The following is a 26646-nucleotide window of genomic DNA, read 5'->3' on the forward strand; positions in this document are numbered from 1 at the left end:
TAAGCTGTATTATGCAGAGGATATGCTGTGACGAGCCAGTAGAATAAACTATAGTAAGTGTACTCTCTGAAATAGCATCAAAGTTGTGTATAAACTGAAGCTAGTCGTGTCGCCCCTTATGGCTGTAACTATGTGATAAGGGCTGCTTTTATCCTTTATTTATCCACCGATCGGAGGTCCTCTGGAAAAGGATAATCTGGATGTAAAAAAACTGTTTGAAGAGGTGGATAAATCCTCCGGTGAAGTCGTAACCCTAACGCCTAATGCCAATAATACAGTGCAACCTGTGGCACTGATGAGGCTTGGAGTGTTTGTTCCTACGCTTAAATCGCTGAAAAACAGCAAAAAAAACACGCTTTCCCGTACTGATGCTACGGAAGAACTAACGCGCTTGTCTCTCGCCAGAGCTGAAGGATTTGATAAGGTGGAGATCACTGGTCCCCGCCTGGACATGGATAATGACTTTAAGACTTGGGTAGGGGTGATTCATTCCTTTGCCCGTCATAAAGTTATCGGTGATAAAGTTGAACTGCCGTTTGTCGAGTTCGCAAAACTATGCGGGATCCCTTCAAGTCAGTCTTCACGCAGGCTCCGGGAGCGTATCAGCCCTTCGCTTAAACGAATTGCGGGTACCGTTATCTCGTTTTCACGCACTAATGAAAAGCACACCAAAGAGTACATCACACATCTGGTGCAGTCTGCTTACTACGATACTGAGAAAGATATCGTCCAGTTGCAGGCTGACCCACGCCTGTTTGAGCTGTATCAGTTCGACCGTAAAGTACTTTTGCAGCTGAAAGCCATCAATGCGCTGAAGCGCAGGGAGTCCGCGCAGGCTTTATATACTTTTATAGAGAGCCTGCCACGGGATCCTGCGCCGATATCTCTTGCACGTCTTCGGGCACGCCTGAACCTGAAGTCCCCTGTATTCTCGCAGAACCAGACGGTAAGGCGTGCCATGGAGCAGCTCCGGGAGATTGGCTATCTGGACTACACTGAGATTCAGCGGGGACGTACAAAACTCTTCTGCATTCACTATCGCCGGCCTAAATTACAGCCACCTCATGATGCAAGCGCAGAGAACCCGAAGCGGCCTGCCACACCTGGTGATGTCAGTCCGGAGATGGCTGAGAAACTGGCCCTACTCGAGAAGCTGGGCATCACTCTCGAGGACTTGGAAAAACTCTTCAAAACTCGCTGAATATAAGCTGTAGTAAGAAACGCACCACAGTTAACTTACTACAGCTTATATTTATGTATCTGACGAGTGATTTGCTCGCTACAGCTTATATAGTCAGTAGTGAGAACGACCCATGATGAAAAACGTGTTCTTCTCTGATGAACTGCTCCTTGAGAACAGGTTTCTGCTACCGTAGCTCTTCTCTCCAGTCTTAACTGACTCCCGTAATTTGCCAACCTCTCACTATAGCTTATGTTACTCACTGCATTTTATTACAGTAAGTATTACTCACCACAGCTTATATAAACTATGGTGAGTAGCCTTGTCACTTTAGTGGGGTAAGTGACCGGAGGAATTGCACTGCATCAAGCCCGTCTACGGTGAACGGTACAGCCAGCGTTGCCCCCATATCCGATGCAAACACTGGGAATAAACTTCCATCGAACGTGGATTCTTGTGGCCAGCAAAGGCCTGAATGACCATCTTGGCTGGCGGGGGTAGTGTATGTACATGATATAGCTGTTCCGGAAGATATGGAGAGTCACCAGAATTGAGGAATGTATTCCGTCAGCCTGGACTCGCTAAACAGCCTGTTTCAGCCAGTTATGCATGGTTCAATCGGTGACAACCCACTGCGGTTCGTGCTGGCGGAGATGTGTGGTGATCGTCCATCTCTACATCTGCCTGACATAGCTTATGTTACCAGACGGCCCCCTGGAAGAGCTTCGGCCCGTCACAACGAGGTAGATTACATTGTCAATGGCATCACTTTCGCTTGTGCGTACCTCGCTTGCCTTCTGGACATAAAAAATACTCTTCCCATATGAACCAAAAACAGAAAAGACTTGTTAACAGGTCTTTTCTGCTTTATTTTTAAGACTGATTAAACAGCCTTAAAAGGTGACCTATGCCAAATATCATTCTCAGCGACACAAGTGCCAGTGTCAGTGAACTCAAGAAAAACCCAATGGCGACAGTCAGCGCCGGTGATGGCTATCCGGTCGCCATCCTGAATCGCAATCAGCCCGCTTTTTACTGTATTCCGGCAGAACTGTACGAAAAGATGCTCGATGCGCTGGACGATCAGGAACTGGTGAAACTGGTAGCCGAACGCAGCAACCAGCAGTTGCATGATGTAGACCTGGATAGTTATCTATGACTTATACGGTCAAATTCAGGGATGATGCGCTAAAAGAATGGCATAAACTGGATAAAGCTATTCAACAGCAATTTGCAAAAAAATTAAAGAAATGCTGTGATAATCCTCATATTCCTTCTGCAAAATTGCACGGGATAAAAGACTGCTACAAAATAAAACTACGTGCATCCGGTTTTCGTCTGGTCTATGAGGTGATTGATGAACAATTAATTATCGCTGTAGTTGCTGTGGGTAAACGTGAACGTAGGGAGGTTTACAATCTGGCAAGTGAGCGTATGAGATAGCCAAAATTTCGAAGATATTAAAGCTGCTATAAAATGGCGAGAAAAACCCCTAAACACGTCAGCGGTATTGTTCTTGTATGTAAGAATTAATCCTCTTGCCGAACGCCAGCAGGTTGGGCAGTACCTGGCTCCATACATAACCCCCCAGATTTGACCTCACCTGGGGGTGAACAAGCCTGACGGGGGTGTCACTCAGGCATTAAGCCCTTCAGCATTGCGACAGCCTCTGCCGCTGGCATCTGGAACTGCACCCTGTGTCGCGCAGCTACATCGAGCGCAAATACCTTCGTATACACCTCCGTCGAGCTGATGCTCTTGTGCCCCATGAGACTCTGCAGCACCTTCAGCGGAATACCGGCATACAGCATATGCATCGCGTAGGAATGCCGGAATGTGTGCGGTGTCACCGGCACGGAGAACGTCACCCCGTCGGCCGCTGCGGTCTCCACCGCTTCACTAAGCCAGGTGCGAACGGTCCGGTCTGTGATCTCCCAGATTCGTGCCTTCTCTGATCTTCCGGTACGTTTATTTCGGCGCTCCAGTGGAATTTTCAGCGTGGCCACCATCATCTCCAGCTGGCTGACATAACTCTGATCGGAAAGCGGTACCAGCCGGTGAGCTTGGCTGCCGGCTGGCGAGCGGCCGGCCGTTCTGGCGGCTTTTTCAGCCCTTTGTTTGAGTGTGGCCAGCTGCACGAACGGGTAGGGAGGCGCCAGGGAAAAATCACTCCGGGTCAGCGCCAGCGCCTCGTTAATGCGAGCGCCGGTGTTCCAGAGAGTGGCCAGCAACATCTTGCGGTGGAGATCGGGTACATAGTGGAGCAGGGCACTCACTTCCGGCGCCAGCAGATATTTCGGCAGTTCGTCCTGAACGAGCGCCATCTGGCGCAGGGCCAGTGCGGCAGGGTAGTCGATGGCCACCGGCAGCTGTGCGGCAGAAAATGAAACACCCTGGCCTGGTATTGCCGGCATCATTGCTTGTTGTCCCTGCCGCACAGGTATTGCTCTGTAAGTCGTGCCATTACTTTCTGCGCGTAATCCTCGCCCGGGAGCACACTGATTTCACCCCGGCGTTCCATCTCGGCGCCGATGGCGCTGAGGGTCGTCGCTACCGGCAGCAGCCGGCGCAGCTGCAGGGCGTGCCCGCATGCGTAACGGATGCGATCGGCAAATTCATCCTCATCGCGGGAATATGTTCCGGGCGCCGGCCGTTCCCGGCCATCCTTTTCTGACTGCAACTGCTGGCACAGCGTCAGCAGTTCAATGATCTCTTCTGCCGCACGGGCAGCCACCAGGTCATGGTTCATTCCAGCTTATCCTAATTTGCCAAACAGCTGAGGCAGTTCATCAAACAACATCACATGACGGGTGCGCTTTCCCTTGAAAATACGCCGCATCATTGGCGTGAAATCCGCAGGCTCCCAGCCATAGGGCCACGTATGGTAAATCCCTTCCTGCAGCGTGCTGTCGCGTCGTTCTGGTCCGGCAACGATACGCCTGACCTCCCTGCTCAGCGCCTCACCGCGCAGGCCGTACTGGCCCAGGTAGCGGCGCAGCCGCGTTCGCGGCATCCGCGGATCGGATTTCACGTAAGCATTAATATCCATATGCTGGGTGGCGGTGAGGATATTCATGCCGTACTTGCGCATGGAGCTAAAAGCGGTGGCCATCACGTCCGTTTCTGTCTGCGCTTTATCATCGGTCCGGTTCATCTGGTTTCCTGTTAACTGGCTTAAGGGTTCGGTCGTCTGGACCCACGCGGTGCCTTCCGGCAGCGACCGGAAGGCAAGCAGGGCAGCCGTTCTGGAGGGCAGCTCGATACAGTCCCCGCGCTGAGGGTCGATCTCTTCGTCCGTGGCCTCGTTATACCACATACGCAGCCGCCATCCCGTCACGGGAGGCGCATTCTGTATGGCCAGCACCATCCCTTCCGGTGACAGAAGTTCACGCAGGGTGTAGCAGGCCCCGATCCGGGTCGAGTCCCGCAGCCACATCACGTGGTACTCACTGACCAGCTGGTCATACACACATTCCGGCGTATGGAAGTAATTCCCGTCCGCCCTGCATAAATCATACATAATCCATCCTTTACTGAGAAATCCCGCCCTCAGCTACAGTTGTTCAGCAGCAGCTTTTGCGATCTCATCCACCGCTTCCCTCACCGAAAAAGGCCGGGCCTGCTTTTTTGAAAAGTGCACCCAGTAGCAGAGATGTGATGCCCAGGTCTGGCCGTTCTGACGGGGTTCAAAGTCAACAGTAAAGAATGTAATGGTTCGTCCGTTAAGTTCTCAGCTTTCACAGCAGTCGCAATATTTCAGATAGAGCGCCTTCAACTCTTCAAAAAAATTGCCCTCCTTTAACGGCCCTGTTTCTTTAACAGCCTCACGCTGCTCTATGAAATAACTTACGGCGGCTTTTTTCGAAGCGAATTGTCTTTCGCCGATATTCACTTTCACTGCTCGTCCCATTCCGTTCCCTTTCTGGTTTGCTGGCAAATAGTCACTCAGAGTAATGATGACGCGCAGCACGATCAGCTTTGCGCAACCCAGCGTCTGTCACCCAGATAATTTTACCGTTTCGTAATAATATGCATGCTGATAATAATCAGCCATATAAACACAATGTTAAATTACCGGATGGCCGTTCCGGTCAGATCCGACTTTCCGGCATATCTCAACTTTCCGGAAGTGTACCATGGCAGGTAAATAAGCAAAGCGGCGTTTTCCGGTGTGCAGCACTCGGTTATCCGGGACATGATAAAACACAAAATATGGGGTTTCACAACGACTGGAAAGCGACTGTTACCACAATATATGGGCTGCGGCGACCGCCACGCGCCGGAGGGGTTAAGGAAGATCCGGAACTACCTTTTTTCGGATCCCAGCGGAAAAAGGGAGAAGAATAGATATGCCTAGCATATCCATATGCCTGGAATCTGCATATGTATGGCATACGCATATATTAAACATCTGCATATGCTATATCTATACATATGTTGAACATCGACCTATACTGAGCATATGCACACACCCGGTGCAATGAACCTCATTCCGGATATGCATTACATATCCATACTTACCCGGGAGAAAAATCATGAGAACCGTATCCATTTTTAAAAACGGCAACAACCGCGCCATCCGTCTGCCCCGCGATCTGGATTTTGAGGGCGTCAGCGAGCTGGAGATCGTCCGGGAAGGAGACAGCATCATTCTGCGTCCCGTCCGGCCGACCTGGGGCTCGTTCGCGCAGCTCGAAAAAGCTGATCCGGACTTCATGGCGGAGCGCGAGGACGTTGTCAGCGACGAAGGACGATTTAATCTGTGAACAAAATGTATATGCTCGACACGAATATCTGCTCGTTCATCATGCGCGAGCAGCCGGAAGCCGTACTGAAGCGCCTGGAGCAGGCGGTGCTGCGCGGTCACCGTATCGTGGTCTCGGCCATCACCTACTCCGAGATGCGCTTCGGCGCAACCGGCCCGAAGGCCTCACCGCGCCACGTTCAGCTGGTTGACGCATTCTGTGAGCGGCTCGATGCCGTCCTGCCCTGGGATCGCGCCGCGGTGGATGCGACCACGGATATTAAGGTGGCGCTGCGCCTCGCCGGCACGCCGATCGGCCCGAACGACGCGGCCATTGCCGGACACGCCATCGCCGCCGGCGCCGTGCTGGTGACGAATAATACGCGGGAGTTTGAGCGGGTGCCGGGCCTGACGCTGGAAGACTGGGTTTAATAAACATGCTGTAAAAAGGTAACAAATATCCGCTTTGTGCCAGAAGCGGACATACCCATCCATCAAAACTTAGCTGCTATCTCTTGTACTTCATTTTGGCTTTAATTGCGTGCATTTACTGTTTTTTACCTATCCATTACTTAATGCTAAAGCCATCGTATAAAAATCAGAAGGACAACACTTTGTTTTTAGCTGCGTTAAACGGTTTCAGTATGTGGCTATTGCGTGAGAGGGGGAGGGGCATGTGCTATAGATCACATTCCCCCTTTTTTGTGGAAAGTGGTCATGACAAGGAAACTCGAAAAAGATTACATTGCAGGTGCAGTACTTTCTGAAATTGTGAGACAACATCCTGAGATCCGGCTAAGCCCTGATTTTGTGAATGTTGTTCTGGCTGCTGCAGATGAAATCTGTAACATTTTTGCCAAAGAGACGACCCTGAAAGGCAAAAATTAAAGAGACAAAGGCTGCAGAGACGCAGCCTTTTTTAATGAGGGTACGAAGACTTACTTTTTCAGGTTTGCCGGAAAGTCAGCAGGCAGCTGGTCAGGTGGGCAATCAATTACTGATTCATTGTTAACGCCACTGTCGTTAACGAAAGTAATAGTTGCAAACTCATCAATGACCTCAGTCGGGTAGGCAGGCCCTGCAGCCCGATATTCTTCCATTTTGTCGATATGGTCGTTCTGGAAGCACACCGTTTTCTCGGGGTTGTTCATAACCCAGCGCGGGAAGAAGATTGTTCCGTGGAAAAGCTTGTCTCCCAGATTGGCAACCAGACTGACGTCTGTACCGGTCGGCTCTGTCCAGGAAACCTTATAAATATCCTTACCGACGCGGACAATGTAGACGTGTTGGTCTTTAACCCAGCGACCGCCAACCATACCGCTATGGATTCGGTAATCTACGGTGTTTTCGTTTTTGATGTAAAGCTCGTAGTTCCAGCCGTTGTCGTATGTGTAGACAAGGTGTTTGCCGGTGAAACCAGACAGATCTTCTTTGTTAAAGTCAATCATATTACAACTCCTGAAGACTTTGATTATTAATCCCAGAACGGGAAATAATAGTATAGAAGTACTATTCAACCCGTGCTGTTTAAGTGTGTAAGAGCGTGTAAATCGAAAACTAAATAAATTTTGTGAAGCATGCTACACGATAACAACACGTCCATTGTGGAATGGTACATCACCATAAGCGATTGTTTTTGTAGTAACTATCACGCGCTTTCTAAATTTAATCTTAAAATATAGTTTATTCAGATTAAGTTGACTGAAGTCAGCTTGGTGCTGATTTACTGCGCGATGTAAAATTGTGCAGTTGTTTTATCACAGAAAGAATAGTCGCCCGTATGATCAAGGCTTATGCACTGATTGAAGAAAGTTAAGTTTTAATCTTCATCATGGTTTTAAGGTTAAACAATCCATGTGTGCGAACTCTGTCCCATAAACTGCCACCAAAAATTATAAGAGGAGGAGGAGCTCAATAAATTTTAACTCAGTGATTTATAAGAATTAATCTATCGAATTTAACATAAGATAGATTACACGAACCAATGTATTGAAATATAAGTATTTTCTTGTTTATGTGACTAACGTGCGTGCCGGTCATCTCCAAGGTTCATGCAGCGCAGTATCCTGAGACTGGCTTAGAATACGAATGATCGTAACCACCGAATGCGATGACACAAAATAGATCATATGCTATTCCACCGGCAGCGAACAGATATCATCTCCCAGCTCTGCGCGATGCGTGCCGATGTCATGCATCGCAAGCACATCAAACACTGCTGCTATACGGCCGATATACGCATCCGCCTGAACAACTCTGAATTGTCTGAAGCTGTAGTCCCAGAAATAGCCAAAAAACCGATGTTTAATCTTGTAACAGTCAGGTATACCACGAAGCTTATTAGTTTCTACACGTGATGATTCAAGTTCTTCTGTCTGGGTTCATCCCGGTCAGCTTTTTTCAGCAACAAAATAGGCCTCTCATGCATGGGCCAAACATGTCACCCTCATCGCCGGGCCGGCTGTCAGGCGCGCCTCTCATCCCGGAATGTACCGTTGTTCACTGTAACAAAGCTGTTTGATCTCACGCTGGCGATATGCCTGATAAAACGGTGGAACCGTCTGGTCATCAGCTTCCGTAATGCCCCATAGGCCGCCATTGGCGTCAGCTTAAAACGATCAGACAATCAAATTACGGACAAGTAAAGCAATTCCGTATAGTGAAATAGAGACACAAATGATGCCTATAAGAGCAACCTGTTTATAGTTAAATTTCAAACTTTGGTTATCCCTATCCCAGAATGAAATAGCAAAATTTCTTATGCATAATATTCATCAACGATGTAAAGGCTTGAAATCTTAAATTTCATTCATCACCAATATTGTGACGCCTCCCATCGTTTACGAGCAAAAGGCGTCTGCTGACAAGCTATCAGTCCTGATGATTTGCCAGCAGAACGATAGCTATTGATGACTGCGCAGGTTATGTCTTTCGATATCAGAAAGTGACCTGTAACTGTGCCATTGCGCCATATGTCCGATCCGCTCCAGCAATGGCTGTAATGTCGAGATGAGTCACGCCGAACGGAGAAACTCCCATGCCGGCAGTAAACGCACTCCCCTCATCAGCAGCTATATTATGGCGATATCCTGCACGTACCTGCATCCAGTTCCAAACATTCACCTCACCACCGAGACTTACAAACTGTCGTTTTTCATCCTGTGCAAAGTGGCTGGCTTCGGTGAGGTCAACGTCGATAGCAGCGGTTACCACGCTGTTATGCCATGAAGTGCCAATGGTTGCCTGTGGCATAATTTTGAGGGTCTCTTTTTCGTCATTTACTACTTTGGTTTCAATGGAGCGTGAAAGCACGTTCTGCACAGAGAGTCCCAAGCTCCAGTGTTTGTTTAGCTCAGTTGCCAGCCCGACATCTGCGTTAAACCCGGTTTTTGTGTTTCGGTACTTATCTTTATCAAAATCGTGACTATCGAATTCGCTGACAGAAACATTGTAATTAAACAGATCCACGCGCTGATATTTTGGTGTCATTCCCAATGACCAGATGTAGCCTGCCGTTTCAAATTCACGAGCCATAGCTACCCCCACATCGGTGATTACTGCCGCCCGTCCATGTGCCCGCGAAGTCAGCTCGCTTTTATCTACTGCATCAGGAGGTATGATACCATCAGCAATTTGATCCAGATATTTCAGATCCTGGGCGGTTACATTCCCGTTTAGCGAGACTGTTCCCCAGGATTTCATCACTACGGCGTAAGGAAGAACGTGATTTGGAATCGTGGCCACAACGGAAGCACCTAGCTGACCGCTGGCCCGTATATCCTGTAAGCTATCCAGTTTTCTCCTTAAGGCTGCCGCGCTTTGCCTGATATCGGATTGGCTGTGCAGCGCGCTGCCAAACTTGTTCCACAGATTCTGAATATCATAAGCAGCATCCAGGGCCTTATCCGGATCGGAGAACTGGACACCAACAGAAGGCAAGACCAGGCTGAAATCATCCTTAGTATCAAAACGGGTCAGAAGAGCAGGGTTGGACAGCGCCGCAGTTACGTAGTGAGAAGATACCACTCCGGTACCGCCCATAGCATCATTGCGGGCTTCCATATAGGACGTAGCGGCCGTGCTATTAAACGCCATGAGGACAACAGAGACCATAACAGTGTTGGTAAAAGCCAGCTTTTTCATGATTTTTCCCTGAATGTTTAAATATTAATTTTTCGGCGCAGAGGCTATGCTGAAATTTTCACATATTGATTTTCGACATTATTTTATAGTGTTGTTAAACAACACAACCAAAACGGTAAAATATAAAACACGCTTAATTGCGGGGTTATTTTTAGATGTCTTATAAGTTTGAGAATTAAAAACTTTTATAGTTTCATGATGCTGTACCTCTCGTTAACTGCAATGGATGCAAAGTCACAGATAAATATCTATATCTGGCGTGCAAAACACAATAAATATGAGTTATTGCATGCGTGAAAATATCTTTATAATAAACATTTAATTTAATCTGCGACTTAGTATCCGTAAGGCTCGTAAAACTGGGCATTGCATTACAGATATAAAAGGTGTTAACTTGAGCTTATACCTAACTCTGGCCATTTACTGCCATGCGGACGAGAGGGATATCGTTAATGTACATATCATATAAAGATACGCTTGGAAGTTTATATACTTCACTTTCAGTCTTTTCCGTTACACAGTATCGGTAGTTTACCGTTCCAACAGACTCTGCAAAGGCATCACTGGAGAACTGAATCTTCGCAGAGCAGGTACAGTGCTGATATGCTGAAGGTATACTGGATAAACTCGTTATCTCTAGCGCGCCAGGAATAAAAATATCCTCACGAAAATCATTCGCAAAATAGTAAACAGGGGCAGTACTTGCGTTGCCATTAAGTCTTGATAATTCCAGCGGTCGCTGTGCAAGATTGCGAAAAGTATTTTCTATAAAATTTCTCATTATTAGCCGATGAATCTTATCAGAATTGCACAAACCACAATCCTCTTGAGCAACTGCTCCTTTAATTACTATGCTGTGAGGGTCGGTAGAGGTATCATTACAGGCTGCAAGCAGTATAGCACTTACAAGAACACATAGTTTCATGCGCATATATTGAGTGTCCAGCAGGTTGAACAGATGAAAAGAACAACGTCGCAATACAAATGGCTCTAGAAGTAAACTAACATTGTCGGTTTCTCACGTCGCGCTCAAATCGTAATGTGCCGTTCACGCTTCAAGTCTTGTCCTGGTGAAAGTGTAACTTTCCACTAATTTACAGAAAAAAACCGGAGATAAACCCCGGTAAATGCTTCGGATTTCAAAAGAATAACGCTTGCAACACGTAAATTATAATATACATAAAAATGTCGCAATAGAATTTACATAATTTTATATTTTTGAAGAATGTATACCGCGAGGGTATTTATACTTCCTACCTCGAGGAAGTTTTACTTCCCCTGACTTGTAAATTCGCATGAGCGATAAAGTTACAGCGAATGAATATATGAATAACACTTTTTGTGCAGTTGCGTTTTTATGGATGACTTTATAAAATAAACCTATTTGCCGAATTTAGCTATGATTTACGTCCATGATCAAAGAGACATATCCGTATCACAGTCATTACTACAGTAATCACTATATTTAAAAAATGAGACTCATGACGGCAGACAGAATTCAATAAACAATGTCAATTGACAGGGAATCAACTCCCTTACACTCACATTTAATTAACTACCATTAGTTGTAACCATCAATTCGAAACAGTACCATTAATAATGGCATAAGCTTGTGATAGCTTCTCAGCAAACACGCGATTATAGGCGCTAATTCTATTCAATCCAACTGAGGCCATTAATGTTCTATAATGGTTTCTTATTACTTGTGGATTAAGGCTTCGGCTTCGTCTTAACACCCATCTTTCATAGTTGTCTAATCCATTTGATGCAGAGATAATGTGCTTCATTCGGATCTTGGACAATGTTTTTGTTCCATTATTTAGATATTCCCCAGAAGAAACGAAATTACGCGCAAAATCATCCACAGCCATTTTAGAAGAATATATATGCATGGGGAATGTATTTTTCTTGTTATGCGCAGGATCAACCTTAAAGAAAAACACAAGTTGACAATCTTCCAATCGTAATGATTGGCAAACCCTACTGTAACTTATATCATTTTCAATATAGATATAACAAACCTCGCCCTTGAGAGCCATCTTTTTCTTGATAATATCTTTAGGCGATAGCATGTAAATGCTTTTATTACCATATAAATAAGAGATACCTAATGAAAAGTATTGGTTATCTGATAATACATATATTCTTTTCACCCCTCCTCCTGCATTATGAATATCTGGAAACATGAAATTGACGCATTCATCAATTACCTTTGCAAAATTAATAGTATTTGATTACACAATTTAAAACCAATATTAATATTACCATTGTTCGTAATAATTTCGGCATCATTGACTAAAATGCTTAAGTTAATGATGCAGCAAGCCTTTATTATGAGTGCCCGCAGAAAAAAAACCTTAGTTATTGCCTGCGCCAGCCAGCCAGCCAGCCAGCCAGCCAGCGCATTAGTTAGTTATTACACTGACATCTACTAAACAAGTAAAATTTAGAAGTATGCAAATTGATCACAATAGACAGATAATGTCCTCACAGATTATCAATGTAGGTTAATAACATCTCGATTAGCCCGCAAGATAACCATTCTTGAAATCAGAATACTACGATAAATACATCCTATCTCATTGCTCAATAAGATTGCGAGAGGAAGTCCTATGAAAAAAAGAGCCTGCACATAAATCAAAAGGACATTCACCCCTCAAATAAAAACAATAAAGATTAAGCGGCGTTTATTAGTTATATATCAAGTCATACCCTAAAACTGCTTCAAAATCACCATTATTTGATTCATCATAAGGCGATAATCCCACTACATAGTGGTTTAAAACGAACCTATACTTTCCGTTTGCCACATCAACAGCACTCAAGTCGTACAACTTACCATTTAAATCCAAGTACTCATTTTGGGTTGACGCACCTAAACGGAAGGCCACATTAGATGCAGTCCCGGTAATTTTAAGGTAAGTCGCATTTTTACCATTTACAGTGCCGGTCTCTGGAATGAATCTTATTTTTGGGATGCTAGTAATATCACCACAATCTAAATTAATAATACTGGCAATAGGCCCGGTAAAATAAACTCGCTGCTCCGCGACAGGCCAACGATATGCATTCTTAAAACCTTCGACAAGCATATCTGGATTCTCAATAACGCATCCCGCAGTAGTTACTTTACCTTTAAAATTAAAAGTACCATCAGCGGCCTGAACTACAGGTAACCCCATAATAAAAGCCAGGGCAAGTAATCCACTTTTCGAACAAAAATTCACGTTAACTCCCATCTTAAATCAATAACCATATTTAACACTCCCCAACAACTAACCTATAACTCGAACCAACTTTCATGCATAAATAAGATTATAACAATTTAAAAGTCGCAACCTCCAGCAAACTTATTGCGTAACTTACCAACAGTTCAAACTCTTTTAAGCAAAGCCTAGGGTACTTCCATTGACATTGGTTACCCCACTACTTAATAATATTAAATACTTGAAATGCACTAAATAGTTCAGTTAGTCATGCTTTCACTTAAGTTTTTGCAACATCAAAATTTATCATCTTTACATATAAGTTAAAATTTAAATCTATAACCTATACTTAAACGGGTGTAATCAAATTTATTACCAATAGTATAATCAGCCTCGGCATGCAAAGTGTGTTCATTACTTAGTTGAGCACTTATACCAATGCCGTTACTCCAGCCATCCCCCCTGAAGCTATGCTTTTCGTGTGTGCCGTTCAGACTGAAATTCGTGTCGCCCCCAAACTCCCGAATGGCTGCTGTTTTGAAATACGTATTTACGCTGCTGCTGCCCGCATCATTTTCGTATCCGAGCAGAATCCCGGCCCGTCCCAGCAGAGACTCATAGCTACCCAGTCCAATATTAAGCCCGTTCGTAGCCCTCATGTCGGTTGCATTCTGGTGACTCCAGGTAAACTGTAGCTGTGGCTCGGCGTAATATCCGCCAGACCGCATGGGCAGGCCGAACCTTTTACCAGCCTCAAGCGATGCGCTAAATCCGCTTGCGCTGCCCGATGCACTGACCCGGTTACTCTGGCTGTCGCGTACGTTAAAGCTGTTTTTCTGCCTACCAACCTTTAGCACGGTGTCGGTATAGTAGCCATTTGTTGACGCATAGCTTGCATACAATCCCATGTAATCCGAGCGGGTTGTACCAGTACCACCACGATAGTCCGGAGAGGCATGCGTTGAACCGATAAAGCCCCCTACCCAGACCGGAATATCTTCAGCCAGACGCTTATCTGCTCCTATCTGCAGGCCGCTGTAGTCCATGTTAAAACCGCTTAGTCTGCTACCTGAAAAAGAGCTGAAGCTCCCACCGTAGCCGTTAAGCCACATGTTTCCGTGGTTCCCGTTACGACGCATGTCCCCCATGCGCTGCATCAGCGTCTGGTTTTCTGCGTAGCTCATCAGATATCCCACATTCAGATAGTTTCCACCCGCATCGGCCGTGGTGGTCGGCTGCGGTTTCTGATCCGGCTCAGGTGTCGGCTCAGGTGTCGGCTCAGGCGTCGGCTCAGGCGTCGGGTCTGGCGTCGGCTCAGGCGTCGGCTCAGGCGTCGGGTCTGGCGTCGGCTCAGGCGTCGGCTCAGGCGTCGGCTCAGGCGTCGGGTCTGGCGTCGGGTCTGGCGTCGGGTCTGGCACTGGTGCCGGAGCAGGCACGTTTCCTGCGGCATAAAGCTCCCAGTTTGTACCGTTCCGGCGGACGTCATAGAGGTAGCCGCCCAGCTCAACCTGAGATGAGGAGGAGAATGACGCGCCGCCATCGGCAGTCTCTACAACCGTTAATACCTCGCTGCCATCGGTCGCCATGCTTCCCTGGTTTCTGACGGTCAATATATGACTTCCGGCGCTGGTACCGGTAACCCGAATGAGGTCGCCCGCGCGCCCCTGAACGTCAGTCCGCATGATGAACGTTCCGCTTCCGTCAAGGTCCGCCATATTCATTGTGCTGTAAGCACCGGAGGCTGGGGCCATACTGGCAAGGTCAACTGTGGCGTTGTTGAGACTCAGCCTATCCACTCCGGAATCGCCGGTGACGCGCCAGGTGCCATCGTTCAGACTGACGTCCAGATGACCACCGTTAACATTGTCTGTGAAGGCAGAGCCCGTCCAGTCCGATCCGGAGTCCATAGCAAGGTCAATTACGCCACCACGGGCATAAACACTGCCGTTTATGCGCATCCGGCCTGCCGCGCTAATCCGGCTGGCCGAATAGCCGTCATTGTGCTGGGTGGCGATGGCCATCTGGGCCGGGGATGCCATGTTAATATCGAGGTCGCCGGTCAGGTTAATCTGACTGTCGGTCATTGCATACAAACCGCGTGTTCCCTCTGCACCACTGATGCTGAGGTTGTCCCCAGATATTGTGCCCCCGTTCAGGGCCCAGAGCCCAAGCGCAAGCGCACCACCGCGGTCGATACTAAGGTCGGTATAGCTGAGGTTAATCTGTGCGCCGGGTGTCTGGGCAGAGGCCGCGTATGAGCCGCCCGCGCTGACTGTATTACGCGCATTATCATAACCGGTAAAATTAATAGATGTGCCGGTGCCGTTTGTAACCAGCCCGCCGCCAGAGGCCGAACTGACGTGGCTATCATTACCGATGACGGCTCTTCCGCCTCGAACCTCGACTGCATTAGCTCCACTCCCTGCGGTATTTACGCTCAGGCCAGATGCATAGAATTCGCCAAAGTTCCAGATACCGTGAGCGTTGTCGCCTGTCGTGCTGATGGAGCTGCCGGTACCCAAGTCGACGGCGGCGTTATTCTGGATATTAAGCCCGTCAGCACCGTACCCCTGGGTGCTGATGTGAAGACCATCTGCGGTGAGTCTTGCCGGACCGTTTGCCGCCGTTCCGTTCAGTCCGTCAATATAAAGACCATAGCTGAGACGTCCGTTTGTACTGACCGATGTGCCTGTGCCAAGGTTGGCGCTACTGCCATAGTTGCTGACGCTGATACCGGTGCCGTAGTCACCGGTAGTAAAAACGGAAAGGCGGTCTGCAGTCAGGGAGGAAGCGTTACTTATCAGAATGCCGCTGGCACGTTCGTTAGGTTCGCCCTGAACGAAGACGTGACTATCCGTACCAAGATCGGCGCTGACATTTTTACCAGATAAATTGATACCAGTGGCGCTATTCCCGCTCACCTTTACGGTGAGAGCATCAGCTGTAAAAATACTGCCGTTGCCTTCGATACCAATGCCCTTTACTGAGGCGGTGGGATCATCTGCGCTGACGGTAACATTACTTCCAAGATCGATAGTGCCGGGCTGGTCAGTAGGGTTCAATATCCCATGTAGCATGCCAGTGCTAGCGCCTCTGTCTGCCACAATGGTATCGCCATCGCTGACCTGAATGTTTGCTCCACTTAAACTGCCAGTTGTCCCCGCCATTACCTGCTGAGAGATAATCAACCCACCCAAATTAAATAAGCCAGCGCCTATTATTAACCTAAAAAAAGGAAGAATTTCAGATGGAGAAATTTTATAACGAAATTGTTTTATATGTGTTTTAATTAAGCGCATAAATACTCTCGAAATTACAACCAAGGCAAACAATAACCACAACTTTGTTATATTTATTAGTTGGGGTTTCTTATGACTGGATTAACTTTTAAGGTCAAGTAAATTTAAAGCACCTGACCTTAAAGTTAGAATTTTAATTATATACTAATTCATACCCTAAAACCGCTTCAAAATCACCGTTATTGGATTCATCATAAGGCGACAAACCAACCAGATATTGATTTAAATAATAATAATATTTTCCGCTTGTGGCATCTGTGGTTTTTAGATTGAAAAGTTCATCATCATAAGACAACGTCGTATTAGCATAACCTATAAAAAACCCTATATTAGATGCTGTGCCTGTAGTTTTTAAATATGTGCGTTTTTTACCAACAACCTTACCAGTTTCAGCGCTAAATCTAAGCTTCGGCACATTAGTAATTTGACCACAATCTACATCAATACGACTAATATTGGGTCCTTGAAAAAATGCGCTAGACTCAGCTACTGTCCAGCGCGCTATATTTTTGAATCCTTCATAAACTAGATTCGGTTCCTCAATAGTACATCCAGCATTAGTTACTTCCCCCTTGAAATTAAAAGTACCATTAGCAGCATGAACATTTGGTACTGCCACTGACAAAATCAAACTGAAAAGCAATATACCTTTGCAAGAAATCATTTCATTACCTTTTTAAAATTATCTAACTAGGAATAATTATAAATATTAAGAAGCTATGGGTAAATAAGCGTATAACCAACCACGAACTCATAATCCCCGACGTATTCATCACGCCACTTCTCAATGCTATATAAGTTACCAGAAACAGTCATGAGATAGTTCCCTGATGAGCTTTTATTGCCATTAAAAGTAAAGTTTTTCTGATAGCATTGGCTCATCGACATACTGGAATTGCAACTTTCATTAGCCCCTGTCTGTATAGCAACTATCATTCCAATTCCTGAGGCACTACCTGCCGGTTTAACAAAATCCTTACCTCCAAGAGAACTGGTGATAAATCCTGTTTCGGAACTAAGCTTTATCGCTGGTTTAAGCGTACTATTCCTACAGTTAACCTCAATTGGAATTGATATATTGCTTGAACCTTCACCATTTTGATAGCCTAAAATTTCAGGGGCAGTAGTGTTATTCCATCTATGAACTTGACTAAACTCATAAACCTGATTCAAAGGATTCATTATTTCACACGTGCCACTTTTTATAGTAACACCTTGGCTAATAAGCCTGACCAGTTCAAGGCCATCGCTTGTTACTATCTGGTAAAACAGACCTGAAGGAATTTTCAGATTATCTTTAATATTACCATTTTTTAAAACCCCGACCCACGGAAACTGATCAACTACGTCACTCATAGTATAACTGGTTTTTGGAGATGTTTTATAAGTTAATCTTTTAGTTCCATTATAAAGAGGAAAGTAATTTGATTGTGTAAAATAATTTTTTATAAGCGCTGAGTTTAGACCTGCTCTTAAGACCACACTGATGGCTCCGGTTGTATCTCCCGTATCTACAGTATAACCATAGTTACCTCCAGCCTTAACAGGCCACAGTAATTGCCATGATATGGTTTCATTTGCCGTACATTTAAAAAAAGGAACAGAAGGCTTCCCAACGAAATTTCCGTTTCCTCTAATCATCAATGTTCCGGCAGAAATATTAGAACTATTAAAAAACTCTTCTCTGTCGGCCAGGCTTGTAAAATCGAACGTCATGGTCTGAGTTGTATAGCCATTAAGAAACTGACATTTTGCGTAAACAAAATGCGAAAATGACAAATACATAACCAATATATAAATTAAACGCTTCATGAAATCACCTGCAATTCGCCTTAGCCATTATTATCCCACTTTCCAAAGGCGATAAGTCTTTATCAGAAATCGAGCATACCAGTGATTCCTGTCCTGAGTTCACCTTAAATACATGGCCTTTCTTATAGGCGGAGATGAACGCTTCGCCATTCTGGCCAACAATTGATTCTGTATCCATACCTTCGTCAATAACAGTACCTAGAGGCAAAGGAGTACCATTTTTAACAAAGTTAGCATAAATTTTGCTTCCCATTTTGACAGGGTAATCAACTCTGACAAGGGCACCCCTTGTCGGAACAACTCTTCTTACACTTTCACTAATGTCAATATTGTTGGGGAGATTTGTAGTATCAATAGAAATACTGTTCCCCCTGTAATTCCCCAGGTTCGAGACAACAGCAATCCCTGAATTATCTGTATAAACAGACGTTTTATTCAAAATTTTCACATTACTAGCGCCTGGTGCAACGACAATGGCATTTGCACCATTCTGCGAAAGAGTTTGGCCCATAAATACACCATCCCTGAAGAAACCAACACTACCAGTTACGCCTAAATTTGTTCTTTTATTTTCATTACCACTTTGAGAATATCCTGCATTAATAGTTCCACGCGTACCAGTATATGTAGCACTTACAGATGAGGAATCCCCACTTTTAGTGTCAGACATTGTTTGTGATAAATTATAGTAAAGATTATTTTCTTTTAGCAAAGAGCCTGTTACAGAAGCTCTGCTATATGTATTATTTTTACCGCCATTAGAGTAACTATATAAAATGCGGTGGTTAGATAATTTACCACCAAAAAGTGTATCAAGAGGCATGCTCACAGAAAGACTATATACCCTGTCTGTTTTCCCTTGGTACTTATTGTTTGTTACATTTGCATTTAAAGAAATGCTATCAATTGATGTGCTATATCCTCCGGTAACGGTTCTGGTTTTCGAACTTCTGTTCCAGTATGTTTGCTCGTAAGCACTGATGTTAAAACTACCGTATTCATTTAGGCTTTGGTTAATTGATAACTGAAACACCTGCTTAGGGACATATGATGATTTATAGGAATCATAATATTGACTCATCGCTTCAGAAAAAGTTTGATATCCCGAAGATGAGTATTTATAACCGGCCAAAGTAAAAGTTGTTCCTGTTTTTATCATGCTTTTACTATATTTGGCCTCCAAAGCTCGTCCGCTTTTCTTTCTTTCCAGTTGCTGACTTCTGGATAACGAATAATCCAGTGAGACAGCACCCAACATACCAAGCCCTTGACCAATCCCTATTTTGCCACCATCATAGCTTTCCGAATGAATCAACCCACCATAAATTGTAGTTTCTGAAAGTAAACCATACATCAACTCAGCGGAGCTAAAATTTTCCTTTTTCGCGTCTGAGCTTGACTCATCGTATTTACCTGCAGCAATATTAAATTTTAGACTACCTTCACGGACCATAATCGGCGCAGCTGAGAATGGTTGTGTAAATTTTTGTACAGTACCATTTTCTTCTATAACTTCCACATCCAGATCACCACTGTTACTCGTTGGATACAAATCAGTTATTTCAAAAGGGCCGGGAGTAATCGTTTTATCATATATTATGTTGTTATTTTGCTTGATTACTACTCTGGCATTTGTTAGCGCCTGTCCTCTTACTACGGGTGCAAAACCTTGTTGATTGTCAGTCAACATTTCATCATCAGAACTGAGACTGATTCCCTTAAATACGTAACCATCTAAAATTAATCCCGGTGATGCAAACTCACCCATGGTGAGATTTGCGCCCAGACTTCGAATATTTCTTTCAAGATATGTCTCATTAGTAGTCCATTTTGATTTATTACTACCATACTTATTGTAATAATTAGAATTCCTAAACCTCCATGGACCTAAATTTGCCCCTGAGTAAAGACTCAGATATTGCGTTTGATAATCCTTAGAGTTTTTATATTGTGAATTACTATAACTGGCATTATAGTTAGTAAATGCCATATTGATCCCATCATCCCATGTGGATGAGTCATTTTTCTGCTCACCCAAATAAGTCATTGGCACCGTAATATACAGGCGCATTGTTTCCGCATCAAGTTTAGTCGACGCGAATGGGATAAAGTCTTGTATAGGGGCAAAAGTTGTATTGTCATTTTTATATATATCATCAACCTTTACCCCCCATTCTTCAAGCTGTCGAAATGACATTTGCGGGCACAATTCTTTACCACAAAGAATAAACTTTAGTTTTATCCCAGAACTAACTGTTCGGCTATTTAAAACAACACTTACATCATGAGTTCCTGGAGCTAGACCTGTTTCATTAAAGAAAACTGATAAATCAGATGAAGCATCACCATAGTTTGTTAGTGCCGACACTGGAAAGTAGAAGCCGCTGTCTTCTGAAGATGAAACGGCATACGCTGATACAGACAGTGTCGCACTTATCAGCAAAGATAAATTTTTTAATTTAAACACAACATTTACCTTCAGAACTCAATGGTTTTATTTGTTATGCCACCAAAATCATTTACAATACTAAACTTAGCGTTTTTGACAATGCCATCTGATATTTTTTCTTCAGAGAACGGTTTTATAAAAAAGCTTTTTTCTTGCTCTTTACCATCCACAACAAACTTTGTCGCTGTAATAAAGTAAGGAGTGTCGTTTTTCAAAATCGATTTATTATCTTTTATAACACCACTGACTTTATCATACATGCTTTTTTGATCTGGATTTGCGATCGATTTAGGTCTGTAAAATAGCTTCAATACACTTTTAGTTGTAATGATTAGACGACCACTTACATCTTCATCATTTTTGCTGTTTTTCTTTACTGCCGGGATAGTTTTCACATTGAGAAAAAAAACCGATTCCCTGTCATTTGGTAACCCATCAGTTCTCAATGCAACCATTCTTATCGTTCCTGAACTGTTGCTTTTTAATGCAAATACTGGAGGAGTAGTAATAAAAACCTTGTTAGCTTCGTTGCTATTATTAGTATCGCTAACCCAACTTTGGACAAGGTATTGAGCTTGTTCGTTTTTATTAGTTATTTTAATTGTTTCTTGCTTTCTGCCTTCATTGTAAATAACACGTGTGGCGCCTAAAGTAATGCCACCTTCTGCCTGCGCTGCGCAGGCAATCATAAAGAGCATAAATGTAGCAAGAGTTTTCATACCTAATCCCTTTTAATATTATCAATAATAGGGATAGATCTAACTCTACCCCTAATTAATCAATATCTATTTATTACTGATAGTTAACAGTAAAATCAGCACTGGAGGTAAAGTTACCCGCTGTTACAGCAGTACTGGTAGACATCAGACGAGCATTGAATGCAAGGTTGTTACTACCGGTTTTAATGGTGTATGCGTTTGATTTCTCTTTAACACCAATTTGTGCGTCATTCTGATCATAAAGAGCAATACCAAAACCTTTCGCTGTTGAGGATTTGTCCAGAGCCAATAGTTTAGAATTGACAGAATCAGCTACACCGTCAAAAACTACTGAAGCTTTGCTTACAGTTGAAGGGCAATTGGTTAGCGAGATATTAAACCCAACAGGCATTGCTTTAGTACCTGCACCTTTAAGAGCGTCGCTTGAAACAGTACCGAAATCTACTACACCACCCGTGCCAGTGGAAGACGGGTCAGTAACAGTACAAGCAGCGCTAGTAATAGTTCCTTTAAAAGTAATGGTTCCGTCTGCTGCAAAACTTGAAGCAGAGATACCAAGACCAGCCAACATTGCAATGGAGATTGCTGCTTTTTTAAAATTCATTTCCGATTTCCTTATTAGTTTTCAAAACTATCTAATATTTAACATGCTCAAATTAGGCATTGAAGTTTAGTGCTGCATTTTTTGCAGCTTCCATATATTTAGATATAAATATTCAGCCCCTTGCATTTGAGCGGTTGAATTATTCAACGTTATAAAAAACGATTCAACTAAAAAGCCACACAATAACTTGTAACAAATAAAAAACACCAATCACAAAAATACAACATAAACACCCACCCCACCCCTCCACAAAAGCATGTAAACTCCTGATTAAAAAGAATTTTAATCATATAAGAATCACAAGTAACTTAACGCACCAGTAACATACGCTACTAAATTGCAAAAAAAACACTTCAAGAGTGTATTAAAATTCCTTTTTTCATAACAAAAAAACATATTAAATGCGATATCAAATTCAAATAACGAATATAGACCTTCCCCTCGACTGTTCAAAAAAAACAACATACCGATCAATCAATGAACACACGATTAAGTATCAAACACTTTTGTAAAATATTTGTTTCATTTTCCAGTGAGGTGTTCTTTAACAATTAAAATTTTATCTCAAAAATATATAATTTAATCACACCAAGAAACTATGCAGGGCGTTTATTACATTGTTTTTTTTATTAATCTATTCATCTTAGTTCATTGAGTTATGCTCAGCTCTTTTAGGATATATTGAGCCTCTAAAAAGAATTGAATCGCTACGGGTTTAACAGACCCCTCGGAGTCATTTAAGATGACTTAAAGAGAGGTGCCCATGAGCGGTAAGTGTCATCAAGAAGAGTTTATAATCGAAGCAGTCAACAGGTTGTTGATCGTGGCCATTCTGTTTCCTGCGTTGCAACACGTCTGGATATCACCACCCACAGCCTTTATGCATGGATAAAAAAGTATGGTCCGGATTCTTCCTCTAATAAAGAACTGTCAGATGCTTAGGGCGAGATCCGCCTGCTCCAGAAATAACTAAAGCGGGTTACTGACGAACGGGAAACATTAAAAAAGCCGCGGCGTACTTCGCAAAACTGTGCGACAGAGGTACGCCTTTATCCGTGACAACGCCCGTTGCTGGCCTGTTCGCCTGCTCTGCTGGGTGCTGGATGTTCATCCCATTGACATCCTCCCCCACCTTCTCACTTCGCGAATCAGGAGGGGGGATTCCTTTTCAGGTAACAACACGTTGCCGCATTGCCCGGTTACACGCTTAACGGCTTATGCCACCTACGGGCGCATCCAGGAATCATCCCGGACAATACGGCATGTCCTGCCGCGAAAATATTATGAGCGCCGTTTATGTCGGCATTCACTTCGTAACCACACGCCACGCAGACAAATACTGCCTGCGATTGATGATTTTCCTCCGCTGTATGGCCGCAACACGCGCACTTTTGTATATGCAGGGGTTACGACCTGCACTTCTACGCCGCGCCAGAGCTGCATATATTAGAGCTGGCGGCGCATTTCGTACCAACCCTGACCAAGTATCGCTCGGTTAAGATCAGATTTTGCCGCGACGTTGCGCCCCGGCTCGTCTACCGTACCCGCTGCCGATTTTGACATCCTGGAAACCTTCAAGTCCTCAATAACGATCATCGCGTGTTTTTTGCTCAATGTTGTTATGATTTTGTGAAGATAATCGCGACTGATGTTGGCGATATGCGAGTGTAAGCGGGAAATTTTCGCTTACTGTTTCTTCCAGTTCGCGCTGAATTTCACCATGCGGGATGGCTGGCGCTGTAGCCGCGCCAGCTTCACCTGATTCTTTTTAAAGCTGTTTACCGGCTCAAAGATAGTATCGTCTGACAGCATTGCCAGCTTACTGATACCCGCGTCCAGCCCGATAGCAGATGTTGACGGGTGTACTGGCTGGGCGACATCAATTTCTACCTGAAATGAGATATACCAGCTGCCGGCGTGCTGGCTGACCGTTGCGTTTTTGATTTTTCCAATAACAGCGCGGGACTCGCGGGGCTTTACCCATCCCAGCCCCGACGGCAATTTAACGCGCTTGCGGTCGGGCTGTCAGTATTTGTCAAAGTTGACGAATCTGATCGAATCATTGCCTTTGCTCTTACGCTTGAATATCGGCTTTTCAGCCGCCAGCCACTTATCAAAGCAACGTTTACACGCCCCGTGCAGATCTTTCAGTTTCTGCTGCAGGTTGTCGGTGTAGCCTTCTGAAAGAAAGGCTGTTTTCGGCAACCCCTTCAGCGCTGTAAGCATTTTGCATAACTCAGCGTATTACGGCAGTTTCTGACCAGTATCAAGAATGCGTTGCGTTTCTGCCAGGCCATAATTCCAGACGAAACGAGCGCAGCCGCACATCTGTCGCAGCCGTTGTGCCTGTACGTTCGTCGATTCCAGTCTATATTTATAGGCCTTCAAGATAAGCATCTGATTTCAGCATATATTGAAGTAAGGTATGTAAATTAACTACGAAAATTGCCTGTAATCAAGCGATGCAGGAAATTAAAAGAAGCAGGCATAGCGCCTATTTGTTGCATGTGCACATCGTTTTTGTGACAAAGTATCGCAGAAAGGTTTTAGAGGAATTTCATCTCGAAAATGTGAATCAGTATGTATCAGATGTATGCGGTGATTTCGGGGCGGAACTTAAAGAATGCGACGGTGAAGCGGATCATGTTCATATGCTGATCGAGTCCCCCCAACTGTGCAGTTATCTAAGCTTGTCAACAGCCTGAAAGCCGTCACCAGTCGTCGGCTAGGGATGAGTTTCTGAACTTGCGGGCGGTGTACACTAAACCCGTGTTATGGTCACGCAGCTATTCTGTCGGCTCGTGCGCTGGATCGCCTCCTGAAATCGTGAAAAAGTACATTCAGCACTAGCGAGGCTGACGAGTCTCTGACGCTGGCGCGTCATCGAAATTCCCCTCCCACCTTCTTCGGTGGGAGCACCCTTTAGTCTTAAGGTGGGATAATTAACCTAAAGAAAATGTCGAACACCATGAGTAAAAAAGGCTAAAAGGTGTTCACAATGTTCCCGAAAAACTGTTTACCATGTCCCCGGCACGTACATCCCAAAGGTCGGGGAGCAGTCACAACGTTCTAACAAACATTCATTAGCCATCTTTGCATGGTGCAATTCCTGATACTCGCCGAACTAATTGTATGTTACGCTAAATGTCAGCACAGCATTCGCTTTTCCTGGCCCTATGTTATCCTTAGTTTGATAATATCTAGCTTTGAATGGGAATTTTTCCACCCCCCCTGTTGACTGCTTTAATAAAATTGAGCTATTTAACTTCACTGGATTGGCTCCCTGTAAAATCTGAATTCCCACACCATCAGCAACTGAAGAGTCACCGTAATTTTGCAGCGATAATATTGCATCATCGTTTAAATCTGGATTAACTGTACCGTTCATCGAAATATTCACAATAGCACCGCTATCACAGTTTGTTATTATCTCAAAAGTACGTTCAGAAACGGTAGTGCCAATTCCGCTAAATGCTCGTTTCTCAACGTCACCAAACCCGACTTCAATTGTTGGTGTTAACACAGAGCAAGAGACAGTCGTTATCCTGGAAGATGTAAGTCTGTAGTTAAAGAGATAATATTGATTAAAAGATGAAAAACGCAGCAAATTCCCTGATGGAATAGTTCCTGAGCCTGTCGTCGAACTTATTTTTATTAACTCAAAAGTAACGCCTCCGTAATCATGAGGGCTTAGGCTACCTGTAAAATTTAATGTCACACCAGGAGGAAAAGACCAAGGCAATTTTCCAGTACCTCCATAACTTGACACTTTAATTGCTATTCCCGGAATTCCTGACTCTAGCACCTGCGAGCCGTTATAAGTAGATTTATTATAAGATGACTCCGCAAATCTTAAAGTTCCAGGAGAACAAGATATAAAGTCAGAGGTGGCTGGCACCCCAATTGTGCTAGCATGCATTGCTATGTTGGCATCGACCTTTGCAAGCACAGTACCGACAGGAATATCCTTTTGTATCACTAAATCAGGGAAATTTAGAGTAATAAAAGAATCAATTAGCGCACCATTTTGAATGGTACATTTAGCTTTCGACTGGAAAGTACAAATCAATGAAAGTATAAAAAACGCAAGTATTCTAGCTGTCATTTCAATCCTCAGAAATATAAGTCACACCTTATATTACCAACGCAATCATAGGAAAAGCCGTTTTTTAATTACGTAAAACTCTATCTCCATAGAGAGCAAATGCAATAAACACTCACCCTCCCTCCTCTTTTTAGCACGAATTGAAATTTTCAAAGTTTCGTGTCCTCCCAACGCCATTGAATTTAGAGGCAACGGCAAACCCCATATCAATATTTAAATTGCTATCCTGTACCAGACACGAAACGGTATTGGTATTGACGCCTGATATAAGGTATTTAAACAGAGGCTGTCGCTGTACGCTTTTACTTACTGGCGTGCTGTACTGAATCGCAATGACGAGTGGGGAAATTATGCCCGTCCTGGGCGTTGACGCCGTTTTGACCAG

General features: G+C 44.3%; 22 protein-coding genes and 6 pseudogenes. 8 read left to right on the top strand and 20 right to left on the bottom strand.

Annotation, left to right across the window (positions count from 1 at the left end):
* Nucleotides 1–211 precede the first annotated feature (211 nt).
* Nucleotides 212–1201 carry a RepB family plasmid replication initiator protein gene (locus A3466_RS05870; RefSeq protein ID WP_131797705.1) on the top strand — a complete coding sequence of 330 codons (990 nt, stop codon included), beginning with the start codon at nucleotides 212–214 and terminating at the stop codon, nucleotides 1199–1201.
* A 304-nt stretch (nucleotides 1202–1505) separates the two neighbouring features.
* On the opposite strand, the pseudogene A3466_RS23655 reads toward A3466_RS05870, so the two are convergent.
* Nucleotides 1506–1875: pseudogene (locus A3466_RS23655) on the bottom strand (tyrosine-type recombinase/integrase); the annotation flags it as partial.
* Between the two features lie 212 nt (nucleotides 1876–2087).
* Between A3466_RS23655 and A3466_RS05875 the strand changes: the two are divergent.
* Both A3466_RS05875 and A3466_RS05880 read left to right on the top strand, forming a co-directional pair.
* Complete coding sequence (locus A3466_RS05875; protein WP_063449800.1) at nucleotides 2088–2339, top strand: type II toxin-antitoxin system Phd/YefM family antitoxin; 252 nt, start codon at nucleotides 2088–2090, stop codon at nucleotides 2337–2339.
* Complete coding sequence (locus A3466_RS05880; RefSeq protein ID WP_063449801.1) at nucleotides 2336–2623, top strand: type II toxin-antitoxin system RelE family toxin; 288 nt, start codon at nucleotides 2336–2338, stop codon at nucleotides 2621–2623. The genes A3466_RS05875 and A3466_RS05880 overlap by 4 nt, the downstream gene beginning before the upstream one ends.
* Nucleotides 2624–2811: 188 nt before the next feature.
* Here A3466_RS05880 and A3466_RS05885 read toward each other — a convergent pair whose 3' ends face one another.
* From A3466_RS05885 to A3466_RS23660, 5 genes and pseudogenes are all read right to left on the bottom strand, one after another.
* Nucleotides 2812–3597, bottom strand: a complete 786-nt coding sequence (locus A3466_RS05885; protein WP_063449802.1) for a site-specific integrase — start codon at nucleotides 3595–3597, stop codon at nucleotides 2812–2814.
* Nucleotides 3594–3929, bottom strand: a complete 336-nt coding sequence (locus A3466_RS05890) for a hypothetical protein (protein WP_063449803.1) — start codon at nucleotides 3927–3929, stop codon at nucleotides 3594–3596. Before A3466_RS05890 ends, A3466_RS05885 begins: the two co-directional genes overlap by 4 nt.
* 6 nt (nucleotides 3930–3935) lie before the next feature.
* The gene (locus tag A3466_RS05895) at nucleotides 3936–4334 is read right to left on the bottom strand and encodes a hypothetical protein (RefSeq protein ID WP_165602746.1); all 399 of its coding nucleotides are present in this window, start codon (nucleotides 4332–4334) and stop codon (nucleotides 3936–3938) included.
* Between the two features lie 45 nt (nucleotides 4335–4379).
* A pseudogene (locus A3466_RS22775) lies at nucleotides 4380–4700 on the bottom strand (hypothetical protein); the annotation flags it as partial.
* A 210-nt stretch (nucleotides 4701–4910) separates the two neighbouring features.
* Nucleotides 4911–5090 carry a hypothetical protein gene (locus A3466_RS23660; protein WP_245167735.1) on the bottom strand — a complete coding sequence of 60 codons (180 nt, stop codon included), beginning with the start codon at nucleotides 5088–5090 and terminating at the stop codon, nucleotides 4911–4913.
* A 625-nt stretch (nucleotides 5091–5715) separates the two neighbouring features.
* Here A3466_RS23660 and vapB point away from each other — a divergent pair.
* The 3 genes from vapB to A3466_RS23420 all read left to right on the top strand — a co-directional run bounded on the left by vapB (nucleotide 5716) and on the right by A3466_RS23420 (nucleotide 6812).
* Complete coding sequence (vapB, locus tag A3466_RS05910) at nucleotides 5716–5946, top strand: type II toxin-antitoxin system VapB family antitoxin (protein ID WP_021312767.1); 231 nt, start codon at nucleotides 5716–5718, stop codon at nucleotides 5944–5946.
* Nucleotides 5943–6356 (top strand): type II toxin-antitoxin system VapC family toxin, encoded by a 414-nt coding sequence (locus tag A3466_RS05915; RefSeq protein WP_063449804.1) that lies wholly within the window; start codon nucleotides 5943–5945, stop codon nucleotides 6354–6356. Before vapB ends, A3466_RS05915 begins: the two co-directional genes overlap by 4 nt.
* 285 nt (nucleotides 6357–6641) lie before the next feature.
* The gene (locus A3466_RS23420) at nucleotides 6642–6812 is read left to right on the top strand and encodes a hypothetical protein (protein WP_165602745.1); all 171 of its coding nucleotides are present in this window, start codon (nucleotides 6642–6644) and stop codon (nucleotides 6810–6812) included.
* Nucleotides 6813–6862: 50 nt separating this feature from the next.
* Here A3466_RS23420 and A3466_RS05920 read toward each other — a convergent pair whose 3' ends face one another.
* From A3466_RS05920 to A3466_RS05960, 12 genes and pseudogenes are all read right to left on the bottom strand, one after another.
* Nucleotides 6863–7372: a phenolic acid decarboxylase gene (locus A3466_RS05920; protein WP_063449805.1), complete on the bottom strand. Its 510-nt coding sequence runs from the start codon at nucleotides 7370–7372 to the stop codon at nucleotides 6863–6865.
* Nucleotides 7373–7960: 588 nt separating this feature from the next.
* Nucleotides 7961–8140 (bottom strand): annotated as a pseudogene (locus A3466_RS22785) (type II toxin-antitoxin system RelE/ParE family toxin).
* A 721-nt stretch (nucleotides 8141–8861) separates the two neighbouring features.
* Nucleotides 8862–10067 (bottom strand): conjugal transfer protein TraF, encoded by a 1206-nt coding sequence (locus tag A3466_RS05930; RefSeq protein ID WP_074160945.1) that lies wholly within the window; start codon nucleotides 10065–10067, stop codon nucleotides 8862–8864.
* Nucleotides 10068–10473: 406 nt separating this feature from the next.
* Nucleotides 10474–10998 carry a hypothetical protein gene (locus tag A3466_RS23320; protein ID WP_131797706.1) on the bottom strand — a complete coding sequence of 175 codons (525 nt, stop codon included), beginning with the start codon at nucleotides 10996–10998 and terminating at the stop codon, nucleotides 10474–10476.
* 643 nt (nucleotides 10999–11641) lie between these two features.
* Nucleotides 11642–12253, bottom strand: a complete 612-nt coding sequence (locus tag A3466_RS23325) for a hypothetical protein (RefSeq protein WP_131797707.1) — start codon at nucleotides 12251–12253, stop codon at nucleotides 11642–11644.
* A 504-nt stretch (nucleotides 12254–12757) separates the two neighbouring features.
* Nucleotides 12758–13306, bottom strand: coding sequence for a fimbrial protein (locus A3466_RS05935; RefSeq protein ID WP_131797708.1), 549 nt, complete (start codon nucleotides 13304–13306; stop codon nucleotides 12758–12760).
* A 290-nt stretch (nucleotides 13307–13596) separates the two neighbouring features.
* Nucleotides 13597–16572, bottom strand: coding sequence for an autotransporter outer membrane beta-barrel domain-containing protein (locus A3466_RS05940; protein ID WP_245167736.1), 2976 nt, complete (start codon nucleotides 16570–16572; stop codon nucleotides 13597–13599).
* A 133-nt stretch (nucleotides 16573–16705) separates the two neighbouring features.
* Nucleotides 16706–17236 carry a hypothetical protein gene (locus A3466_RS23330; RefSeq protein WP_131797709.1) on the bottom strand — a complete coding sequence of 177 codons (531 nt, stop codon included), beginning with the start codon at nucleotides 17234–17236 and terminating at the stop codon, nucleotides 16706–16708.
* A gap of 53 nt (nucleotides 17237–17289) precedes the next feature.
* Nucleotides 17290–18384 carry a hypothetical protein gene (locus A3466_RS23335; protein WP_131797710.1) on the bottom strand — a complete coding sequence of 365 codons (1095 nt, stop codon included), beginning with the start codon at nucleotides 18382–18384 and terminating at the stop codon, nucleotides 17290–17292.
* A 4-nt stretch (nucleotides 18385–18388) separates the two neighbouring features.
* Nucleotides 18389–20851 carry a fimbria/pilus outer membrane usher protein gene (locus tag A3466_RS22125; protein WP_074160946.1) on the bottom strand — a complete coding sequence of 821 codons (2463 nt, stop codon included), beginning with the start codon at nucleotides 20849–20851 and terminating at the stop codon, nucleotides 18389–18391.
* A gap of 11 nt (nucleotides 20852–20862) precedes the next feature.
* Nucleotides 20863–21552: a fimbrial biogenesis chaperone gene (locus A3466_RS05955; protein WP_063449811.1), complete on the bottom strand. Its 690-nt coding sequence runs from the start codon at nucleotides 21550–21552 to the stop codon at nucleotides 20863–20865.
* Between the two features lie 73 nt (nucleotides 21553–21625).
* Nucleotides 21626–22156, bottom strand: coding sequence for a fimbrial protein (locus A3466_RS05960; RefSeq protein WP_063449812.1), 531 nt, complete (start codon nucleotides 22154–22156; stop codon nucleotides 21626–21628).
* A 763-nt stretch (nucleotides 22157–22919) separates the two neighbouring features.
* Here A3466_RS05960 and A3466_RS23070 point away from each other — a divergent pair.
* Nucleotides 22920–23270, top strand: a pseudogene (locus A3466_RS23070) (transposase); the annotation flags it as partial.
* 85 nt (nucleotides 23271–23355) lie between these two features.
* On the opposite strand, the pseudogene A3466_RS22790 reads toward A3466_RS23070, so the two are convergent.
* Nucleotides 23356–24553 (bottom strand): annotated as a pseudogene (locus tag A3466_RS22790) (RNA-guided endonuclease InsQ/TnpB family protein).
* Nucleotides 24554–24618: 65 nt separating this feature from the next.
* On the opposite strand from A3466_RS22790, the pseudogene tnpA reads away from it, so the two are divergent.
* Nucleotides 24619–25006: pseudogene (gene tnpA / locus A3466_RS22140) on the top strand (IS200/IS605 family transposase).
* Between the two features lie 274 nt (nucleotides 25007–25280).
* Here the strand turns inward: tnpA and A3466_RS22795 are convergent.
* The gene (locus A3466_RS22795) at nucleotides 25281–26261 is read right to left on the bottom strand and encodes a fimbrial protein (protein WP_082830914.1); all 981 of its coding nucleotides are present in this window, start codon (nucleotides 26259–26261) and stop codon (nucleotides 25281–25283) included.
* Nucleotides 26262–26646 lie beyond the last annotated feature (385 nt).

Origin of the sequence: Enterobacter genomosp. S (assembly GCF_001631805.1) — a bacterium.
Classification (GTDB): domain Bacteria; phylum Pseudomonadota; class Gammaproteobacteria; order Enterobacterales; family Enterobacteriaceae; genus Enterobacter; species Enterobacter quasihormaechei.

Excerpts from the sequence above, each read along its gene's own strand:
- A3466_RS22795 (WP_082830914.1), bottom strand. The coding sequence starts at position 26,261 with ATGACAGCTAGAATACTTGCGTTTTTTATACTTTCATTGATTTGTACT.
- A3466_RS05930 (WP_074160945.1), bottom strand. The coding sequence starts at position 10,067 with ATGAAAAAGCTGGCTTTTACCAACACTGTTATGGTCTCTGTTGTCCTC.
- A3466_RS05885 (WP_063449802.1), bottom strand. The coding sequence starts at position 3,597 with ATGATGCCGGCAATACCAGGCCAGGGTGTTTCATTTTCTGCCGCACAG.
- A3466_RS05935 (WP_131797708.1), bottom strand. The coding sequence starts at position 13,306 with ATGGGAGTTAACGTGAATTTTTGTTCGAAAAGTGGATTACTTGCCCTG.
- A3466_RS23330 (WP_131797709.1), bottom strand. The coding sequence starts at position 17,236 with ATGATTTCTTGCAAAGGTATATTGCTTTTCAGTTTGATTTTGTCAGTG.
- vapB (WP_021312767.1), top strand. The coding sequence starts at position 5,716 with ATGAGAACCGTATCCATTTTTAAAAACGGCAACAACCGCGCCATCCGT.
- A3466_RS05875 (WP_063449800.1), top strand. The coding sequence starts at position 2,088 with ATGCCAAATATCATTCTCAGCGACACAAGTGCCAGTGTCAGTGAACTC.
- A3466_RS05880 (WP_063449801.1), top strand. The coding sequence starts at position 2,336 with ATGACTTATACGGTCAAATTCAGGGATGATGCGCTAAAAGAATGGCAT.
- A3466_RS23660 (WP_245167735.1), bottom strand. The coding sequence starts at position 5,090 with ATGGGACGAGCAGTGAAAGTGAATATCGGCGAAAGACAATTCGCTTCG.
- A3466_RS05920 (WP_063449805.1), bottom strand. The coding sequence starts at position 7,372 with ATGATTGACTTTAACAAAGAAGATCTGTCTGGTTTCACCGGCAAACAC.
- A3466_RS23320 (WP_131797706.1), bottom strand. The coding sequence starts at position 10,998 with ATGCGCATGAAACTATGTGTTCTTGTAAGTGCTATACTGCTTGCAGCC.
- A3466_RS05890 (WP_063449803.1), bottom strand. The coding sequence starts at position 3,929 with ATGAACCATGACCTGGTGGCTGCCCGTGCGGCAGAAGAGATCATTGAA.
- A3466_RS05895 (WP_165602746.1), bottom strand. The coding sequence starts at position 4,334 with ATGAACCGGACCGATGATAAAGCGCAGACAGAAACGGACGTGATGGCC.
- A3466_RS05955 (WP_063449811.1), bottom strand. The coding sequence starts at position 21,552 with ATGAAAACTCTTGCTACATTTATGCTCTTTATGATTGCCTGCGCAGCG.
- A3466_RS23420 (WP_165602745.1), top strand. The coding sequence starts at position 6,642 with ATGACAAGGAAACTCGAAAAAGATTACATTGCAGGTGCAGTACTTTCT.
- A3466_RS05960 (WP_063449812.1), bottom strand. The coding sequence starts at position 22,156 with ATGAATTTTAAAAAAGCAGCAATCTCCATTGCAATGTTGGCTGGTCTT.
- A3466_RS05940 (WP_245167736.1), bottom strand. The coding sequence starts at position 16,572 with ATGCGCTTAATTAAAACACATATAAAACAATTTCGTTATAAAATTTCT.
- A3466_RS23325 (WP_131797707.1), bottom strand. The coding sequence starts at position 12,253 with ATGTTTCCAGATATTCATAATGCAGGAGGAGGGGTGAAAAGAATATAT.
- A3466_RS23335 (WP_131797710.1), bottom strand. The coding sequence starts at position 18,384 with ATGAAGCGTTTAATTTATATATTGGTTATGTATTTGTCATTTTCGCAT.